The 17781-nt window shown below is 63.0% G+C and carries 17 protein-coding genes; 4 read left to right on the top strand and 13 right to left on the bottom strand.

The genetic code is table 11. The features are described from left to right. Nucleotides 1-21: 21 nt before the first annotated feature. From JW897_RS03625 to JW897_RS03565, 13 genes are all read right to left on the bottom strand, one after another. Entirely contained in the window at nucleotides 22-1074 is a 1053-nt protein-coding gene (locus JW897_RS03625) for an N-acetylneuraminate synthase family protein (protein WP_048414317.1), read from the bottom strand. Nucleotides 1075-1088: 14 nt separating this feature from the next. Beyond that, on the bottom strand, nucleotides 1089-2876 hold the full coding sequence (locus JW897_RS03620) for a thiamine pyrophosphate-binding protein (protein WP_205465187.1): 1788 nt from the start codon (nucleotides 2874-2876) through the stop codon (nucleotides 1089-1091). Next, the gene (fabZ, locus tag JW897_RS03615; protein WP_048414315.1) at nucleotides 2876-3364 is read right to left on the bottom strand and encodes a 3-hydroxyacyl-ACP dehydratase FabZ; all 489 of its coding nucleotides are present in this window, start codon (nucleotides 3362-3364) and stop codon (nucleotides 2876-2878) included. The genes JW897_RS03620 and fabZ overlap by 1 nt, the downstream gene beginning before the upstream one ends. Beyond that, nucleotides 3361-3609 carry a hypothetical protein gene (locus tag JW897_RS03610; RefSeq protein ID WP_205465186.1) on the bottom strand — a complete coding sequence of 83 codons (249 nt, stop codon included), beginning with the start codon at nucleotides 3607-3609 and terminating at the stop codon, nucleotides 3361-3363. The genes fabZ and JW897_RS03610 overlap by 4 nt, the downstream gene beginning before the upstream one ends. A 33-nt stretch (nucleotides 3610-3642) precedes the next feature. Continuing rightward, nucleotides 3643-4842 (bottom strand): acyl-CoA reductase, encoded by a 1200-nt coding sequence (locus JW897_RS03605; protein ID WP_205465185.1) that lies wholly within the window; start codon nucleotides 4840-4842, stop codon nucleotides 3643-3645. Further along, nucleotides 4835-5929 (bottom strand): LuxE/PaaK family acyltransferase, encoded by a 1095-nt coding sequence (locus JW897_RS03600; protein ID WP_205465184.1) that lies wholly within the window; start codon nucleotides 5927-5929, stop codon nucleotides 4835-4837. The genes JW897_RS03605 and JW897_RS03600 overlap by 8 nt, the downstream gene beginning before the upstream one ends. Further along, complete coding sequence (locus JW897_RS03595) at nucleotides 5926-7374, bottom strand: AMP-binding protein (protein WP_205465183.1); 1449 nt, start codon at nucleotides 7372-7374, stop codon at nucleotides 5926-5928. The genes JW897_RS03600 and JW897_RS03595 overlap by 4 nt, the downstream gene beginning before the upstream one ends. Before the next feature lie 40 nt (nucleotides 7375-7414). Next, the gene (locus tag JW897_RS03590) at nucleotides 7415-8527 is read right to left on the bottom strand and encodes a DegT/DnrJ/EryC1/StrS family aminotransferase (RefSeq protein WP_205465182.1); all 1113 of its coding nucleotides are present in this window, start codon (nucleotides 8525-8527) and stop codon (nucleotides 7415-7417) included. After that, nucleotides 8524-9747 (bottom strand): class I SAM-dependent methyltransferase, encoded by a 1224-nt coding sequence (locus JW897_RS03585; protein WP_205465181.1) that lies wholly within the window; start codon nucleotides 9745-9747, stop codon nucleotides 8524-8526. The genes JW897_RS03590 and JW897_RS03585 overlap by 4 nt, the downstream gene beginning before the upstream one ends. Continuing rightward, on the bottom strand, nucleotides 9744-10295 hold the full coding sequence (locus JW897_RS03580) for a dTDP-4-dehydrorhamnose 3,5-epimerase family protein (RefSeq protein WP_205465180.1): 552 nt from the start codon (nucleotides 10293-10295) through the stop codon (nucleotides 9744-9746). The genes JW897_RS03585 and JW897_RS03580 overlap by 4 nt, the downstream gene beginning before the upstream one ends. Continuing rightward, a complete protein-coding gene (rfbG, locus tag JW897_RS03575; RefSeq protein ID WP_048414361.1) occupies nucleotides 10295-11386 on the bottom strand; it encodes a CDP-glucose 4,6-dehydratase in 1092 nt (363 codons plus the stop codon). Before rfbG ends, JW897_RS03580 begins: the two co-directional genes overlap by 1 nt. Next, nucleotides 11368-12138 (bottom strand): glucose-1-phosphate cytidylyltransferase, encoded by a 771-nt coding sequence (gene rfbF / locus JW897_RS03570; protein WP_205465179.1) that lies wholly within the window; start codon nucleotides 12136-12138, stop codon nucleotides 11368-11370. Before rfbF ends, rfbG begins: the two co-directional genes overlap by 19 nt. A 123-nt stretch (nucleotides 12139-12261) precedes the next feature. Continuing rightward, complete coding sequence (locus JW897_RS03565; RefSeq protein WP_205465178.1) at nucleotides 12262-12993, bottom strand: S-methyl-5'-thioinosine phosphorylase; 732 nt, start codon at nucleotides 12991-12993, stop codon at nucleotides 12262-12264. 295 nt (nucleotides 12994-13288) lie between these two features. On the opposite strand from JW897_RS03565, the gene JW897_RS03560 reads away from it, so the two are divergent. The 4 genes from JW897_RS03560 to JW897_RS03545 are packed head-to-tail and all read left to right on the top strand — an operon-like array spanning nucleotide 13289 to nucleotide 17778. Next, the gene (locus JW897_RS03560; protein ID WP_205465177.1) at nucleotides 13289-13924 is read left to right on the top strand and encodes a TetR/AcrR family transcriptional regulator; all 636 of its coding nucleotides are present in this window, start codon (nucleotides 13289-13291) and stop codon (nucleotides 13922-13924) included. After that, entirely contained in the window at nucleotides 13921-14904 is a 984-nt protein-coding gene (gene hlyD, locus JW897_RS03555; protein WP_205465176.1) for a secretion protein HlyD, read from the top strand. The genes JW897_RS03560 and hlyD overlap by 4 nt, the downstream gene beginning before the upstream one ends. A gap of 1 nt (nucleotide 14905) precedes the next feature. Next, nucleotides 14906-16645 carry an ATP-binding cassette domain-containing protein gene (locus JW897_RS03550; RefSeq protein WP_205465175.1) on the top strand — a complete coding sequence of 580 codons (1740 nt, stop codon included), beginning with the start codon at nucleotides 14906-14908 and terminating at the stop codon, nucleotides 16643-16645. Then, nucleotides 16642-17778 (top strand): ABC transporter permease, encoded by a 1137-nt coding sequence (locus JW897_RS03545; RefSeq protein WP_205465174.1) that lies wholly within the window; start codon nucleotides 16642-16644, stop codon nucleotides 17776-17778. The genes JW897_RS03550 and JW897_RS03545 overlap by 4 nt, the downstream gene beginning before the upstream one ends. The last annotated feature ends 3 nt before the right edge of the window (nucleotides 17779-17781 follow it).

The raw sequence follows: 17781 nt of genomic DNA, 5'->3' as shown, positions 1-17781 counted from the left end.
GTTCAATATCCAATCCCGGTCTTAGATGGAGGCTGGCTCATGGTCCGCCAGCGACGACCAGCTCAGCACCGTCTCAGCGCCAAGATCGTGCTTGAGCGTCCGCCCAAGCACCATCGCCAGCAGCGATGGCGCGATGCCGTCGCCGGGACGTTTGGCGTCGAGATCGGCCTCGGTCAACACATGGCCGGCGGGCAAAGCGCGTCGGGTGACGATGCTGCGCCGCATTTTCCGCGCCTGAGCCTGCTCTTCCACGCTCAGCACGCGTCCGGCGCCGCCCATGGCCTCGTGCACCCGATGGCAGGCTCTTATCATCGCCCGCATTTCTTCGGGCTCGGTCGCCATCTGATTGTCCATGCCTATGCGCGAGCTATCCAAAGTGAAGTGCTTCTCAATCAGGCAAGCCCCCAGCGCCACCGCGGCGGCGGGTATCTCGATTCCCTGGCTGTGATCGGAATAACCGATGGGGAAGGCCGGAAATTCGCTGCGCAGACCGATGATGTTCTGCAAACGAACCAGTTGCGGGGGAGACGGGTAGATCGAGGTGCAATGCAGGATGATCAACTGACGGTTTCCGCTGGCTTCGATCACGCGCGCGGCTTCGCGAATCTCTTCTAAAGTGCCCATGCCGGTGGACAGCACCAGCGGCGCGCCCAAACGCCCCAGTTGCTCAAGATAAGGCAGATTGTTGAGCTCCATCGAAGCGATCTTGATAAAGGGCGCCTTGCACTCGGCCACCAGGAATTTCGCCTCCTGAATGGAGTAAGGCGTCGAGGCGAAATCGATGCCCTGCGCGGCGGCGTATCCGGCCAGCTCCTTGAGTTGGGCGCTGTCCAGAGCAAACTTTTTGACGATGCGCTTGGCGATGGCGTTGGCCTGGTAATAGCTGTCGCAATAAAGCGTCTCCGCACTCCAGGACTGAAACTTCACGCAATCACAGCCGGCCGCCTTGGCCTCGTCTATCATCGCGCGCGCAATGCCCAGATCGCCGAAATGGCTAGTATTGAGTTCGGCGACCACATAGGGCTTTAGATAATCCCCAATTTGGCGTCCATTGCCTAGGGTGATAACTGACATGCAAGGTCTCCGGCTTACTGGTCGATGGGCTCGACTATCATTTCTCGCAAAAACAATTCGCGCTCAAGAAAAGGCTGCTGGTCTTCCAGCGGGCGACGCACGAACCTGCGGTCCGTTTCGCTGCGGGCATGGCCCAGCTCGATATACCCCTGGTCCACGCGCCCCATGATTTCGCACAACACCGGCCCTTCGTGGGCCAGCATGGAGGCCAAGCCGGCATCCAGTTCGCCAGCCCGCTCGATCCGCTGGTAATGGAAACCGAAACACTGGGCCAATTGGGCAAAATCGGGGCAACTGACGCCGTTGTCCGGATCAGTGCCTATGGTCCGCTTGCGGAACAGATCGCGCTGCCGCCGCCGGATGATGGAGTAAACATTGTTGTTGATCACCACCACCTTGATCGGCAAACGCTGGTAGCGGATGCTCTCCAGCTCCTGCAGATTCATCATGATGGAGCCGTCGCCGATGACGGCGACCACTGGATGCTCGCGACCATGCCATGCGCCGATGGCCGCAGGCAAGGCGAAACCCATAGCGCCTTGGGAAACCGGATGGATGCAATGGACCCCGTCGGCGAAACGCATATTGGTCGGCAGAATGACTTCGACCAGGCCAGAGTCCGTCACTAGCGTGGCCGGCGCTGGCAGCGTCCGCCCCAGGATCTCGGCCAGCTGATAAAGATCGACGGCGGCGTCGGAGGCGAACGCCGGTTCAACCGCGCCGAACAGCGCTTTCCAATGCCGACACTTGTCGGCCCATGGCGCCGGAGCCGTCGGCATATTCTCGCTCAACAGCGCGCTGAGGAAGGCATGGACGTCGGCTTGCAGCAATTGGTCGATGCGAATGCCGTCCTTGCTGTGTTCCACCGGATCGATGTCCACGACGACGGTATGCGCGCCGCGCGCGAATTTGCAGAAGTCAGGACCGGTTGTCAGCGAAGACAGCCGCGAGCCCAGCACCAGCACGAAGTCGGCGTTCTGCACCGCGAAATTGCCGGCGCGCGAGCAGCCCATCGACCCAACCGAGCCTATGGACAAATCATGGGCCGCGCCATAGCTGTCCGGCGCGGCGCTGGTATAGGTCAGCGGAATATTGCAGCGCTCGACCAGAGTCTTGAGCAAATCCTCCGCCCCCGCTGCGCGCACGCCGCTGCCAATCAGCAATACCGGTCGCTGCGCGTCGCGCAAGCGAGCGCGCACCGCGGCCACGTCTGCCGGCGCAGGAAGCGGCGGCGCGTCTGAAGGGGCTGCGGGACGCTCCAGCTGCTCGGGGTCGATCAGCGCGCTTTGCAGGTCGAGCGGGATGTCCAGCCAAACCGGGCCTTTGCGGCCGGACATGGCTTGCCGCAGCGCCTCTTCCATCGCCGGCACGATCTCCTCCGGGGTGGAGATCATGCGCGCAAACTTGGTCATCGGGCTCACCAGGCTCACGATGTCGGCCTCTTGCTGCCCGTAAGTGCGCAGGGGAATGCCGGTGTGGCGGCTGGTCTCGCGCAAAGTGTTCTGGCCCGAGATGAAAACGCATGGCACCGCGTCCTGCCAGGCGCAGAGCACGCCGGTCAAGGTATTGGTGGATGCGCAGCCAGTCGAAACCAGGCAAGCGCCCAAGCCGCCTCTTTGCTCGGCGTAAGCCAAGGCGGCAAACGCGCAGGACTGCTCATGGTGCAAGGACACCGGCCTCAAAGCCGCATGCTTGGCCAAAGCGTCGTTCAGGAACAAAGACCCGCGCCCGGTCACTTGGAACACATGTTCCACGCCGGCTTGCGCCAGCCGCTGCATGATGTAGTCCGCAACCCGCATCATCACGCTTCCCTCGCGGCCTTGGGCTTGAACTGATCAAGGATGTCCGGCACCGCCACCACGAATTCGGCGCTGCACGCCGGCTCGCCGTCCACATAGCTTTCGGCCGAGCCGATGGCGATGCCGCGCTTGAAGGACTTCAAGCTGGCTTCGACGCGCAGGGTATCGCCCGGCACGATCTTGCGTTTGAAACGGATATTGTTGATTGAGACGAAGTTGGTCTTCATTCCCTTGTACTCATCCTTGCACAAGAAAGTGAGGATGAAGGCCTGAACCAGGGTCTCGATCTGCACAAAGCCGGGCACATTGGGCTCATCATCGAAATGGCCGGGGAAAAACCACTCGTTGTAAGTAAAACGCTTGATGCCGGTAGCCCGTTCACCGGGCAGCAGTTCCACGATCTTGTCGATCAACAGCACCGGATACCGATTGCGCTGACATTGGATGATCTCCTTGATGTCGAGGGCCGCCGGTCCGTTCAGGGTGCTCATGCCGCCGGCTCGATGACGACGTTGTACTTGGCCAAAATCGCCTGACCCGCCGCATAGCTGGAAAACTCGATGATGTCGTCGATATCCATCTCGATGTCGAATGCATCTTCCAGCGCCGCCATCAAGGCCATATGCCCAACGCTGTCCCAAGCCGCGATGTCTTGATACTTCAGCGCAGCCAAATCCTTTTGCTCCACCATGAAGGTTTCCATGAAAGCCTGGTCGTATTTTTCAAGATGACTCATCGCTTAACCTGTCGAAAGTTTAAAAGCCTTAGTTTACCGGTCGCTGATCACTCTAGATAGCGTGCCGACCAAGTCGTAACCGTCCCAAATCACACCGATATCCAACGCTTTGCCTACCGGCACCACCCGGTCGATACCGATCAAGCCTTCGGCAACGACAAATTGGATCAACTGCTGCCTATCCACACCAAAACAGCTCAGGGTTTGATAACGCTCGCCCACTATCCGCTTCAGGCAATTCAGATCGGCGCAGACATATTCAAAAAAGAAACCATAACGCCCGCGATGCATATCGATGTCTTCGGGCAACTCCGCCAAACGCACGCGATAAATATCGTTGGCATGCCTGCTTGAAGACGCGGCCGCGTCCAAACGAATGGCCGTGCGGCACAAATGCGTAAACTTCTCAACAGCGTGCAAGGCCGGCATTCTTCCCTTGCTCGCCAACAAACGCCGCATCGCCGGCCAGAAGCGAAGCATCGCCGCTTCCGCCTGCTCTTGGCTGCCCTGCCATAAAATCAGATGCGGCGACGAGCACGCGTTCTGATCCAGGAAAAACACATCGTTGTAAAACCCTTCGGTCAGCCCCGCCAGTTGCGTCTCGGACGCAGCCAGCACCGCCTCCGCCGCCATCACGCATAGCGAGTAACGGTCGGCAAACGCGACATCCACGCAACGCGCCTGCGTCGGTATCGCTCGCAAATGGGCGATGGTTTCGTCTCCGCCCCAAAGCACTCGCGCATGGCTGGCGCGGGACAGCGCCGCCGTCACCTCGTCGTTGCGCGGGTAGCGGATCAAGGCGTTCATCGCCGCGATGTTCGCGTGCTCCGGCAAGGAGAACAACCGCTCGATCTCCTCGCAAATCATCGCCACTTGCGGATGAGACGCGCCGGGCACTCGCACGATATTCGCGTTGCCGGCCAGCAAACCGAAGGCGAACGAGAACGCGAAATTGACCGGTACGTTCGACGGAGCGATATGCAGGGCCAAGCCGCGGCCAAGTCTTTGCCCGGCAGCGCCAAACGCGCCGGCCAGCTGCCGCAGATTGGCTTTGCGGCACCAGAAGGCAAACGCGGCGATATCCGGATAAGGCCGCAGCTCCCGGCGCGCCAACAAAGCCTTGGAAAGAGCCGCCAAAAACGCGACGACGCTCGGCGAGTAAGGCGGCAGCGGCCGACTAACAATCCGCTCCGGGCTTGCGCCGGCCAGAATCTCTACGGGGATATCAGACATGCGCTTCATAAGCATAGGTATCACTGCAACCACGCGCCTCGGCCCGCGCCACTCGGCCGGCCACCCTGAAATACTTGCCCAGTCGCCCGCACGGACAGTCATCCTCTCCCAGTACGGCGCCCAGGTCCTCGGTCAACAGCGCATGGCCGGGATAACTGCGCGGTGCAAGGGACAGGACTTCGATCAAGCCCTCCTCTCCCGTGCTCGCGAGACTGAAATCACCGGGTCGGCGGATCAAGACGTCGGAGTATATGGAGGCATGCAAATGTCCATGCCCGCACTCCAGGAAAATGGACCCGGTCTGCTCGACCATGCCGTAATAATTGACCACCTGTTCCACGCCGGCGCACTCCTGAAGCGCGCGCCGGAAGTCCTCGTTGCCCACCACTAGATCCTGCAACTTTTTCCAACCGCCGCCATGCAGCACGATGCCGCCCGAGATAGCCAGCCGCTTGTTCATTTTCCGCAGCGGCAGCACCAGATGCTGCCAGATCATGAAGGTAAAACCGAAGATGAAGACAGGCTTCCCCGCATGCCGCTCCAGAAAGGCCTGCACAAGATCCAGGTCCAACTCCATCTTCTCATTCAGCGCGTAAGTCACATCCTGTCCAAACATGGAGAAACCCAGTATGCCGGCCCCACGCGCGGAAAACGCCGCCCGATCCCGCAACACGCTAGGCGAGTCGATCACCAGCATCGGCAGTCTTTTCTTGCCCAGCACCGTTCCCATCAATCGGGTCAGTATTCTGGTCTGCCATGCCGCAGTCTCCTTATCCAGATAAATGCGCGAAACTTGCTGGCCGGAGGTGCCCGACGAAGTCATGGTCTTGAATACCTGGCTGCGCTCCACGCTAAGCAAGTCAAACTCCTTGAACAAGCGGACAGGCAGAAACGGGATGTCCTCCAGCCCGCCGGCCGACGCGTCTTTCATGCCTTGCAATGCCAAGATCCGCGCGTATTCCGGACACTGATCCGCATGCCATTGCGTCAGTTCCCGCAAAGCCGCGGAGAGCGCCGCGGACTTAGCCGCGGCATCCAGCGAATACGCCCCCAGCTCCAGCCATGGCGAGAAATCCGGCGCGCTCATGCTTGAATCTCCCAAGCTTGCGGCGTCAATTCCGAATACTGGATCTTCCCCGAAGCATTGCGCGGCAAATTGCCGGCGGCCATCACCTTGACCGACTGCGGCGTCACCGTCAGATAGCGCGCCAGCATGATCTTGATCTCCTTGGCCAAGGCGGCGTCGCCCTGCGGCACATAAACCTCAAGCCTGTCGTCGGCGCCGGCGCAAGCGGCGACATGGCCGGCGTCCAGCAGATATTGCTCCACTTCCTGCAGATTGATGCGATGGCCGAACAGTTTCAAAAAACGTTTCAAGCGCCCGACGATGTAGTAATCGCCATCGCCGTCCCTACGCGCGACGTCCCCGGTTCTCAGCACGCCCTTGCGCTCGTCGCCCAGGGCAAGATCCTTGAATCCGCTCGCATAGCCCATCGATACATTAGGCCCTTGGTACACGAGCTCCCCTTCCGCCTCCGCGCCTTCCAGCTTCCCGCCGCTCTCGTCCTCCAGCCAGAAGGCCCCGCCCGGCACCGCCGCGCCTATGCTGCCCGCCTTGAGCGCCGCCTTGTCCGCCGCCAGATAGGACATCCGGGCCGTGGCTTCGGTCTGGCCGTACATGGTGAAAAATCGCATGCCGCGGCTCTGACAATGCAATGCGAACTCGCGGCTGAGTTCAGGTGCCATCCGCCCGCCGGCCTGGGTAAGCGTGCGCAGGCAGGGCAACTCCATGCCGGTGAAGCGCAACTTTTTCAGCATCTCGTAATGGTAGGGCACCCCGCCGAAGCTGCTCGCGCGCACGGCTTGCAGGAAGCTCCAAAACCCGCGCTCGAAAAAAGTCTTCCGGGTCACCGCAACCTTGCCGCCGGCCAAAGCATGGCTGTGCAGAATCGACAGCCCGTAGGTATAGCTGGGCGCCAGCGTGGTAATCGGCACTTCATCGGCGTTCAGCGCCAGATACTGGGCAATAGCCGTGGCATTGCTCAACACATTCCGCCGCGACAAACGCACAAATTTGGGACTGCCGGTGCTGCCCGAGGTGCTCAGCAGCAGAGCCAACTCGTCGTGAACGCGATAGTCGGCCTCCTCATGAGCGATCAGGCGGTAATCGCGGTAGGCGAACACGGCCTTGGCGCCGGGAAACTCGGCCAACCTAGAAGCCGGCAACCAGATGAATGCGGGCCGATAAGCATCCAACAAAGGCTGCAGTTGCTGACTGGGCAAGTTGGCCGCCAGCATCAAGGGCACCGCGTCGACGCAGAGCAAATGGAAATAACCGGCCAAACCGCCAATATCATTCTCGCAAAGGCAGAACACCAATCGCCGCGACAACTCGTTCGCCAACGATGGGCGGGCAAGCGTCAGCACTTCGGCGTATGAAACGACGTCGCCTTCCTCCGACTCGAACAGCGGACGCGCGGCATGCTGCGCAAACGCGCCAGCCAGGGTTTCAATCAGACTCTGCGTCGTCATCGCTCAGCCCATCCGCTCCTTGGCATGCCTCTTAATCCGCTCAACGGCTTCGCAGCACATGGCGCACCACGCCCGCGATGCGCTCGATGTCATCCTGCGTCATATCGTGGAAGCTGGGCAAATTGATCGCGCAGGCCGGCAAGGACCAGGCATTGCGGTTATCGGGTTTGGGCTCAAACATCGGCAAACCCGACAAAGGCCAAAAAAACACCCGCGCATCGGCGTTTTCCTCGGCGAACGCCGCCTGAAGCGCCTCGCGCGTGACCCCGGTCTCCGGCGCGAACACGGCGGTAGGCATCCAGGCGCCGTTAACGACGCCCTCCGGTTCCGGATTCATCCTCACGCCGGGAAGCGGCTCCAGCCGCTGACGATAAGCGTCGAATATCTCGCGCTTGCGCCGGATCAGCTCCTCGATGCGCTCCATCTGAGCGCAGCCCAGCGCGGCCTGAATATTCGACATCTTGTATTTGAAACCCACCATGTCCGGCCAGAACTGCTTGCTTTGCCCGCTGACGCGGCCATGATTGCTGAGGGTCAGCACCTGCTGATAAAGCGCGGCGTCGTTGGTGACGAACATGCCGCCCTCGCCGGTGGTCAAGGTTTTGGTACCATGAAAAGAAAATGCGCCAAACCGCCCCATCGAACCAGCCCGCTGGCCGCGATACTCGGAGCCGATCGCTTCCGCCGCGTCCTCGATGACGGGAATTCCGTAACGCTGCCCTATCGCCAGCAAAGCGTCCATATCGCAAACATTGCCGTATAGATGCACCGCCACGATGGCCTTGGTCCGCGGCGTGATCGCCGCCTCCACCTTGGCCGGGTCCACGCACCAGGAGTCTGACAGAACATCGACGAACACCGGCTGGGCGCCGAGATGAACAATGGGAGAGGCTGTCGCGATCCAATTGGTGTCGGCCAGAATCACCTCATCGCCGGGACCGATGCCCAGCGCGGCCATCCCCATGTGCAAGGCGCCGGTGCAACTGGAAGTCGCAATCGCGTACCCCACTCCTAGATGGCTCTTGAACGCCGTCTCGAACTTGACGATGTAGTCGTAACAGCGTTCGCCCCAGCCGTTGCGGGCGGCATCGGTCGCGTATTCGACCTCCAGCTCGGTGATGGACGGCTTGGTGTAATGGATACGCGGTTTCATCGAATCTCCAGCGCGGGAGCCGCGGTGGCGAAGCGGCCGCCCCACTCCCGGATATAGTGAAGCTGTTGCATGACCTCCGCGGCGATGTTCCAGGGCAGGATCAGCACAATGTCGGGTTTTTCCTGCGCCATTCTCGCCGGCGCGAAAACAGGCACATGGCTGCCCGGCAGGTATTTGCCCTGCTTCGACGGCGCGGCGTCGCAGACGAAAGGAAGAAGATCCGGCTTGACCCCTGCGTAGTTGAGCAGGGTATTGCCCTTGGCCGCGGCGCCGTAGGCGGCGACTTTCCGGCCTGCTCGCTTCTGTTCCAGCAGAAACGTCAGCAGGCCATCCTTCACCTCATCCACCCGCCGCTGGAAAGCGGAATAGACCGTCAGCCCCCGCAGCCCGGCCGCGTCCTCGGCGGCCGACACCTCCGCGATGGAAGGAGCGTCGACTCTCTCGTCGTCGGCGTGGCAGGCGAACACGCGCAGACTGCCGCCGTGGGTCGGCAGCTCTTCCACATCGAACACCCGCAGACCGGCGGCGGCCAAAATACGGGAGACCGTATGCAGCGACAGGTAGGAAAAGTGCTCGTGATAGACCGTGTCGAACTGGACATGCTCGATCAGGCGCATCAGATGCGGAAACTCCAGCGTAATGGTTCCCCCGCGCTTGAGCGCCGCCTTCAGCCCGCGGCTGAAATCATTGATGTCAGGAATGTGGGCAAACACATTATTGCCGACGATCAGATCCGCTTGTTTTCCCTCCCGCGCCAAGCGCCGACCCAGGCCTTCTCCGAAAAACTCGCGCAACACCGGAATGCCCAGCCGCTCCGCGGCCGCGGCGGTGCTGGCGGTCGGTTCGATGCCCAGACAAGGAATGCCGGCGGCCAGCACGTTCTTCAGCAAATAACCGTCATTGGCGGCGACCTCGATGACAAAACTGTCCGCGCCAAGCCCCAAGCGCCCAACCATCTCGTCGACATAGCGGGCCGCATGCGCCAGCCAACTGCTGGAAGTCGAGGAGAAATACGCGTAATCCTTGGAAAAAAGCAGATCCGCCTTGGCGTAATCCTCAGTCTGAACCAGCCAGCAATGGCCGCAGACTTTCAGCTTGAGCGGGAAATACGTTTCCGGGGCGCTCAGCTCCGCCTCGCTCAAATACGCATTGGACGGCGGCGCGAAGCCTAGATCGAGAAAGGTATGCTGCAACGGCTCTGCGCAGTGTCGGCAATTCATGGTGCAAGCCCGGTGAAATCAAAAGACAACAAGGGATGGTTTTGGTCGCGTTCGGAGAGATCGCGAACCGGCAGCGGCCAGCGGATGTCCACCCGCGGCTCATCGTAACGCACCCCCCCTTCGGCTGCGGGCTGATAGAGCGCCGTGTGCAGGTACAACAGTTCGCTGTCCGGCTCCAGCACCTGGAATCCATGCGCGCAGCCTTCGGGAATCACCAGCATGCGTCCCGTGTCGGGACTCAGCTCCTCGGCGTGCCAACACAGAAAAGTGGGAGAACCCGCGCGCAGATCCACCAGCACATCCCACACCCGGCCTCGAATGCAACGCACCATTTTCATCTCCGCATGCGGCGCGTGCTGGAAATGCATCCCTCGCACCGCGCCAAGCACACGGGTCCGCGAGTGATTGATCTGGACGATGCGCCGGCCACCCAGCAAATCAGTCAGTTCCTGCTCGCAAAACAAGCGGGAAAATGCGCCACGGTGGTCGGCATAAGGCGTCGTCTCCGCAAGCGCAGCGCCATCTATGCCTGTTTGTCGAATCTGCATCAGGAAACCCAAACCGCGTTTGCCGCGCGAGCGGACTCGATATAGTTCGCGACTTGATCGAAGGTGATGACCTGACCTGAAGCATGGTGGCTTCGGTACCAGTCCGCCGTCATCTCCAGAGCTTGGTCCAAGCTCAGCACCGGGCACCAATTCAGACGGCTGCGGGACTTCGCGCAATCCAGGTACAGCAGCCCGGCTTCATGCGCGTGCTCCTCGGACGACACTTGCCAGTCCAATTGCGGCCAAAACCGCTGCAGCTTAGCCAATACGTCCGCCACGCTGCGGTTGGCCTCAGGCTGCGGGCCAAAATTCCAGGCCTCGGCCAGCGCCCTCTCGCCCTCAAGCAAACGCTGGCCAAGCAACAGATAGCCGGACAAACACTCCAGAACGTGCTGCCATGGACGGGTGGAGCCCGGCGAACGGATGTGCAAAGCGGTTTCTTGCGTCACAGCGCGCACCAAGTCGGGAATCAATCGATCCGCCGACCAATCGCCTCCGCCGATGACATTGCCTGCGCGGGCCGTCGCCAACAGCGGCGCGTCATCGCACTGCCAGAAAGACTTCCGATAACTGTCCACCAACAGTTCGCAGGCCGCCTTGGAGGCGCTGTAAGGATCATGGCCGCCAAGCGCGTCCACCTCTCGATACCCCCACGACCATTCGCGGTTGGCGTAGACCTTGTCGGTTGTCGCAACCACCACGGCGCGCACGCTGGAGGTTTGCCGACACGCATCGAGAACATGAGCGGTTCCCATCACATTGCTGGACCAATTCTCCAGCGGATCGCGATAGGAACGCCTCACCAGAGCCTGGGCCGCCAGATGGAACACCATCTCCGGCTGCGCTTGGTCGAAGGCCGCGCGCACCGCCGCGGAATCGCGAATATCCACACGCAGATCCCGTACCGGGCACGCCAGCAGATCCCAATGATTGGGGCTCCCCTCCGGGTCCAAAGCCAGGCAGGTGACATCGGCCCCCAGACGCGTCAGCCAGGCGGCCAGCCAACTGCCCTTGAAGCCGGTATGACCGGTCAACAGCACCCTGCGGCCGCGATAGCGATCGCCAAACAGTCTCACGACCACACCTTCCACGGAGGATTGCCATCCGCCCACAGTTTTTCCAGCTGATTCTTGTCGCGCAGCGTATCCATCGCTTGCCAGAAGCCTTTATGCCGATAGGACATCAGCTGCCCCTCCTTGGCCAAACGCACCAGAGGCTCCGCCTCCCAGCTGGTCTGATCATTCTCGATGTAATCGAATACCTGAGGTTCCAATACGAAAAAACCGCCGTTGATCCAAGCCCCGTCGCCAGCTGGCTTTTCCTGAAAACCGCTCACCGTTTCGCCCTTGATTTTGAGGGCGCCATAACGGCCGGGCGGTTGAATGGCGGTCACCGTGGCCGCCTTGCCGTGAGAGCGATGAAACTCAATCAACGCTTTGATATCGATATCGGCAACCCCGTCGCCATAGGTAAAACAAAATGGCTGATGGTTCAAATGCTCCCTAACCCGCTTAAGACGCCCGCCGGTTAGAGTATCCTCGCCCGTGTTGACCAGAGTCACTCGCCAAGGCTCGACATAACGCTGATGCACCTCGATTTCATTGTTGGACATATCGATGGTCACATCAGACATATGCAAGAAGTAGTTGGCAAAATACTCCTTGATGATGTAGCCCTTGTAGCCGCAGCAAATCACGAACTCGTTCACGTCATAATGCGAATAAGTTTTCATGATGTGCCATAAAATGGGCTTGCCGCCGATTTCAATCATCGGCTTAGGCTTCAAATAAGATTCTTCGGATATCCGAGTGCCGAGCCCGCCTGCAAGTATCACCGCTTTCACATTTGCTCCCATTTATTATTTTCGCAAAATGAAACACACGCTTTGCAATGCGGCGCTCCCGGCAACAAGCCTTCGCCCCCTGCTCCAAGCGAAAATATCCTTCGACCGCCTCTGCGGTTTAAGCTACTTCGAGCAACAAAACGCCGCCAGCGCAGCCATCACGCCCTCGGTGCCGCGCGCGCCGGTCTCCGGATTAAACTCCACCGTCGCCGCGCCGCCCTTGCCGGCCGCCCAATTGCTGACCAGGCACAGATGCGCGTAAGGCAGGTTCATCTCCCGCGCCAAAGCCGCTTCCGGCATGCCGGTCATGCCCACTATATCGGCGCCGTCCCGCTCCAACTTCAATATTTCCGCGGCGCTTTCCAAGCGCGGCCCCTGGGTGCAGGCGTAAACGCCGCCCACCACGCCGCTGTGGCCGCTGTCCGCCATCGCGCGGATCAGCCGCTGACGCAGCGCGTCGTCATAGGGCGCGGAGAATTCGGCGTGCACCACCGGACGGTCCAGGCCTTCAAAGAACGTGTGCTTGCGGCCCCAGCTGTAGTCGATGAGGTTGTCCGGCACCACCAGGCGGCCCGGCGGCATGTCGGGGCGGATGCCGCCCACGGTGCCGATGGCCACCACGCCTTTCACGCCCTGATCGTGCAGCGCCCAGATATTGGCGCGGTAATTGATTTCATGCGGCGCCAGCGAATGGCCGTAGCCGTGGCGCGCGATGAACACCACGTTCTGTCCGCTCAGGCGGCCGAAGGTCAGCGCGCAGGACGGGTCGCCATACGGGGTGCGCACAACTTGACGATGGGTGACTTCCAGTACGGGCAGCTGGGCCAGGCCGCTGCCGCCGATGATGGCCAACATTATGTGTCCCCTTTGATAATGGTGCGACGGATCGCTGTTTTCACCGTAACCTGGGCTGAAGACGCCCGGCGCGGCTGCGGGATTCTTGGTGGCGGCTGACGCCGACGCTCCAATTATGGCCGATTATTTTCCGCCGGCACATGCCGCCGCGCGGTGAATTTGCCCGCGGCGACAAGGCTTGCGGCCGCCGCTTTTTAAAACAAGCACTTGGCGTTCCCGCCAGAATTTCCAACAATTTATACAACCGTACAAATTTAGCTTGCATGAACTTATACGCTCGTATAAAAATAACGATATGAAACCCAACAACGCGACTAGACAGCAATTGCTGGACTGCGGACTGGCCATGGCCAAGGAGGCCGGCCTGCGCGCGATCACCGTGCGCGGCCTGTGCCAGCGCGCCGAGGTCAACCCCGGCAGCTTCGTCTACCACTTCGGCAGCCGCGACCGCTACCTGGCCGAGTTGCTGGAAAACTGGTACGCGCCGCTGTTCCGGCAAATGCAAGCGCGCTTGCTGCAACAAGCATCGGCCCTGCCGCGGCTGCAGACCCTGTTGCGCCAGCTGCTGGGATTCGTCGCCGAGCACGGCGGTCTCGTCGCCCACATGCTGCTGGACGCCGCCGCCGGCGAAGCCGCCGCGCAGGCCTTCCTGTCCACGCTGGCGCCGCGCCATCCCAAGCTGCTGCTGCAAAGCATTGTCGACGCGCAGCAGGCCGGCGAGCTGGAGCGAGGCGATCCCTTGCACCAGGCCCTGTTCCTAATGTCCGCGCTGGGCCTGCCGGCGCTGGCTCAGCACATCATCGCCGGCAAACCATTGCTGCCCGACCTGATCCAGCAGGCTTTCAACACCTACGCCATCGATCCGCGCCACATCGAGCAACGCCTGCAATGGGCGCTGCGCGGTCTGCGCCCATTGGAGCCACAGCCATGAAGCGTCCCCCTCTGCTCATCGGCCTCGTCGTCGTCGCCCTGCTCGCCGGCGGCGGCTACGCCTGGCGGCAGCGGCAATTAGCCCAAGAACGTCTGAGCCTGTCCGGCAACGTCGACATCCGCGAAGTCAGCCTGTCCTTCCGGGTGGCGGGCCGCTTGCAGAGCCTGAACGTGGACGAGGGCGCCGCCGTGCGCGCCGGCGACGTGCTGGGCGAACTGGACTCCGCCCCTTACCGCAACGCCTTGCGCGACGCCGACGCCGGCCTGGCCGCCGCCCAAGCGCGGCAGGCGCTGTACCGCGCCGGCCCGCGCCGCGAGGACATCGAGCAGGCGCAGGCCAATCTGGACGCGCGCCGCGCCGCGCAGCTCAACGCCGAGCAGACTTACCAACGCCAGCGCCAGCTGGCCGACACCGGCGCTTCCGCCCAGCGCGCGCTGGACGAGGCTCGCGCGCAGCGCGACCAGACCCTCGCGCAGGCCGAAGCGGCGCGCCAGCAGTGGCAGGCGCTCAAGCGCGGCTACCGCAAGGAGGAAGTCGCCGAGGCCGACGCCAACGCCGAGCGCGCGGCCGCGCAACAGGCCCAGGCCAAGCTGCAGCTGGCCGACACCCGGCTGCTGGCCCCGGCCGACGGCGTCATTCTCACCCGCGCGGTCGAACCCGGCGGCATGCTGCCCGCCGGCGGCGCGGTGTTCACCTTGTCGCTGACCCGGCCGGTATGGGTACGCGCCTACGTCGCCGAGCCCGATCTGGGCAAGATGGCGCCCGGAACCAAGGTCAAGGTCCGCAGCGACGGTCGCGCCCAACCTTACGACGGCGTGGTCGGCTTCGTTTCCCCCAGCGCCGAATTCACCCCCAAGAACGTGGAAACCCAGGATCTGCGCACCGCGCAGGTCTACCGGCTGCGCGTGGTGGTGCGAAACCCGGACGCCGCCTTGCGCCAGGGCATGCCGGTGACGGTAACGCTGGCGGACGGCGGCTGAGATGGACGCGCTGGACGCCATCATCCTCCGCGGCCTCTGCCAGCGCTTCGGCGCGCACGAGGCGCTGGCCGGCGTCGACGCGACGATACGCCGCGGCGCGATCACCGGCCTGGCCGGGCCGGACGGCGCCGGCAAGACCACGCTGCTGCGGCTGCTGGCCGGCCTGCTGCAAGCCAGCGCCGGCGCCATCCGCATCGAGGGCCTGGACCCGATCGCCGACGGCGACGCGCTGCGCGCGCTGATCGGCTATATGCCGCAGCAATTCGGTCTGTACGAAGACCTGACGGTGCAGGAGAACCTGGAGCTGTACGCCGATCTGCGCGGCGTCGTCGGCGAGCGCCGCCGACACATCTTCGAGCGCCTGCTGGCCTTCACCGACCTCTCCCGCTTCACCGCGCGGCCGGCCGGCAAGCTGTCCGGCGGCATGAAGCAGAAGCTGGGCCTGGCCTGCGCGTTGCTGGGCGAGCCGCGGGTCTTGCTGCTGGACGAGCCCAGCGTCGGCGTCGATCCGATTTCCCGGCGCGAATTGTGGAAGATGGTGGGCGAGCTGGCCGCGGACGGCATGACCGTGCTGTGGAGCACCTCCTATCTGGACGAAGCCGAGCGCTGCGACCAAGTGCTGCTGATGAACGCCGGACAGCTGGCTTACGCCGGCGCGCCCGGCGAGCTGATCCGCCGCATGGAAGGCCGCAGCGTGCAGTTGCGCGGCATCGCCGGCAACCGCCGCCAGACGCTGCGGCGCGCCTTGCGCCAGCCGCAAGTGCTGGACGGCGTAATCCAGGGCCAGGCGCTGCGGCTGGTGCTGCGCCAGGCCGCCCAGCCGCCGGAGCTGGCGGCGCTGCAAGCCGGGCCGGACGCCCATTTCGCCGTTGTTCCGCCGCGGCTGGAGGACGCCTTCATCGAACTGCTGGGCGGCGGCCCCGGCGGCGATTCGGCGCTGGCGGAACGGATGCCGCCGGCGCAGCTGCCGGCCGGCGTGGACCCTGACGCGGTGATCCGCGCCAAACAGCTCACCCGCCGCTTCGGCGATTTCGTCGCCGCCGACAATATCGACTTCCAGGTGCGGCGCGGCGAAATCTACGGCCTGCTCGGCCCCAACGGCGCCGGCAAATCCACCACCTTCAAAATGCTGTGCGGCCTGCTGCGCCCCAGCGCCGGCGAGGCCAGCGTGATGGGCATAGACCTGAAGCGCAGCGCCAGCCGCGCGCGCCGGCAGCTGGGCTATATGGCGCAGAAATTCGCGCTCTACGGCAACCTCAGCGTCGCCCACAATCTGGACTTCTTCTCCGGCATCTACGGCTTGAGCGGCCAGGCGCGGCGCGACACCGTCGCGGAGATGGTCCGCGTGTTCGCGCTCGCGCCCTATCTGAACATGCTCGCCGGCGCGCTGCCCCTGGGCTTCAAACAGCGGCTGGCGCTGGCCTGCGCGCTGATGCACCGCCCGCCACTGCTGTTTCTCGACGAACCCACCTCCGGCGTCGACCCCATCACCCGCCGAGAATTCTGGACCCACATCAACGGCCTGGTGGACAAGGGCGTCACCGTGATGGTCACCACCCACTTCATGGACGAAGCCGAATACTGCGACCGCATCGGCCTGGTCTACCGCGGCCGGCTGATCGCCAGCGGCACACCGGACCAACTCAAGCGCCAGGCCGCCGGCCCGGAAGAGGAGATCGCGATGGAGGAAGCCTTCATCCGGCTGGTGGCGGCCAACGACCGCGCCGGAGCAGGAATATGAGCGCCGCCGTCAAGCCCGCCCGCCTGCTGGCGCTGTGCCGCAAGGAGGCCATGCAGATCGTGCGCGACCCCAGCAGCATTTTGATCGCCTTCGTGCTGCCGGTGCTGCTGCTGTTCATCTTCGGCTACGGCATCAATCTGGACGCCAACAAGGTGCGCATCGGCGTGGTGCTGGAGGACAACGGCGCCGAGGCCCACCGCTTCGCCGCCGCGCTGGCCGGCTCGCCCTATCTGGAGGTCCGCCCCGGCCATGACCGCGCCGACATGCGCGCGCGGCTGGCCGCCGGCGAAGTGCGCGGCATGGTGGTGATTCCCGCCGATTTTTCCGCCAAGACCGCGCAGGGACGCGGCGCGGCCGCGGCGCAGCTGCTGACCGACGGCGCCGAGCCCAATACCGCCAACTTCCTGGCCAGCTATCTGCAAGGGGCCTGGCAAGTCTGGCTGACCCAGCGCGCGCAGGACCGCGGCCAGCAGCCGCCGGCCCAGCTGCAACTGGAGCCGCGCTACTGGTTCAACCCCGACACCGTCAGCCGCAACTACCTGGTGCCCGGCTCAATCTCGGTGATCATGACCATCATCGGCGCGCTGCTGACCTCGCTGGTGGTCGCGCGCGAATGGGAGCGCGGCACCATGGAGGCGCTGCTGTCCACCCCGGTGACCCGCGCCGAACTGCTCTTGTCCAAAATTCTGCCCTACTACCTGCTGGGCATGGCCGCGATGCTGGTCTGCGTGCTGGCGGCCACCTTGCTGATGAACGTGCCGCTGCGCGGCTCCTGGTGGCTGCTGTTCGTCGTCAGCAGCCTGTTCCTCGGCAGCGCGCTCGGCCTGGGCCTGCTGCTCTCCACCGTCACCCGCAATCAGTTCGTCGCCGCCCAGGGCGCGCTTACCGCCGCCTTCCTGCCGGCCACCATGCTGTCTGGCTTCGTTTTCGAAATCAACAGCATGCCGCCGCCGGTGCAAGCCGCCACCTATCTGGTGCCGGCGCGCTACTTCGTCAGCGCGCTGCAAACCCTGTTCCAGGCCGGCGACATCTGGCCGGTGCTGCTGCTCAACACCGGCTGGCTGCTGCTGTCCGCCTGCTTCTGGCTGGGACTGACCGCGCTCAAATTCCGCCGCCGGCTGGACGCGAGCTAGGAG

The organism is Chromobacterium alkanivorans, from assembly GCF_016937655.1.
Classification (GTDB): Bacteria; Pseudomonadota; Gammaproteobacteria; order Burkholderiales; family Chromobacteriaceae; genus Chromobacterium; species Chromobacterium alkanivorans.
This window is presented reverse-complemented; position numbering and strand designations above follow the sequence as displayed.

What these genes read in the sequence shown, in the direction of transcription:
- JW897_RS03625 (WP_048414317.1), bottom strand. Translation starts at nt 1,074, where the DNA reads ATGTCAGTTATCACCCTAGGCAATGGACGCCAAATTGGGGATTATCTA.
- JW897_RS03620 (WP_205465187.1), bottom strand. Translation starts at nt 2,876, where the DNA reads ATGATGCGGGTTGCGGACTACATCATGCAGCGGCTGGCGCAAGCCGGC.
- fabZ (WP_048414315.1), bottom strand. Translation starts at nt 3,364, where the DNA reads ATGAGCACCCTGAACGGACCGGCGGCCCTCGACATCAAGGAGATCATC.
- JW897_RS03610 (WP_205465186.1), bottom strand. Translation starts at nt 3,609, where the DNA reads ATGAGTCATCTTGAAAAATACGACCAGGCTTTCATGGAAACCTTCATG.
- JW897_RS03605 (WP_205465185.1), bottom strand. Translation starts at nt 4,842, where the DNA reads ATGTCTGATATCCCCGTAGAGATTCTGGCCGGCGCAAGCCCGGAGCGG.
- JW897_RS03600 (WP_205465184.1), bottom strand. Translation starts at nt 5,929, where the DNA reads ATGAGCGCGCCGGATTTCTCGCCATGGCTGGAGCTGGGGGCGTATTCG.
- JW897_RS03595 (WP_205465183.1), bottom strand. Translation starts at nt 7,374, where the DNA reads ATGACGACGCAGAGTCTGATTGAAACCCTGGCTGGCGCGTTTGCGCAG.
- JW897_RS03590 (WP_205465182.1), bottom strand. Translation starts at nt 8,527, where the DNA reads ATGAAACCGCGTATCCATTACACCAAGCCGTCCATCACCGAGCTGGAG.
- JW897_RS03585 (WP_205465181.1), bottom strand. Translation starts at nt 9,747, where the DNA reads ATGAATTGCCGACACTGCGCAGAGCCGTTGCAGCATACCTTTCTCGAT.
- JW897_RS03580 (WP_205465180.1), bottom strand. Translation starts at nt 10,295, where the DNA reads ATGCAGATTCGACAAACAGGCATAGATGGCGCTGCGCTTGCGGAGACG.
- JW897_RS03565 (WP_205465178.1), bottom strand. Translation starts at nt 12,993, where the DNA reads ATGTTGGCCATCATCGGCGGCAGCGGCCTGGCCCAGCTGCCCGTACTG.
- JW897_RS03560 (WP_205465177.1), top strand. Translation starts at nt 13,289, where the DNA reads ATGAAACCCAACAACGCGACTAGACAGCAATTGCTGGACTGCGGACTG.
- hlyD (WP_205465176.1), top strand. Translation starts at nt 13,921, where the DNA reads ATGAAGCGTCCCCCTCTGCTCATCGGCCTCGTCGTCGTCGCCCTGCTC.
- JW897_RS03550 (WP_205465175.1), top strand. Translation starts at nt 14,906, where the DNA reads ATGGACGCGCTGGACGCCATCATCCTCCGCGGCCTCTGCCAGCGCTTC.
- JW897_RS03545 (WP_205465174.1), top strand. Translation starts at nt 16,642, where the DNA reads ATGAGCGCCGCCGTCAAGCCCGCCCGCCTGCTGGCGCTGTGCCGCAAG.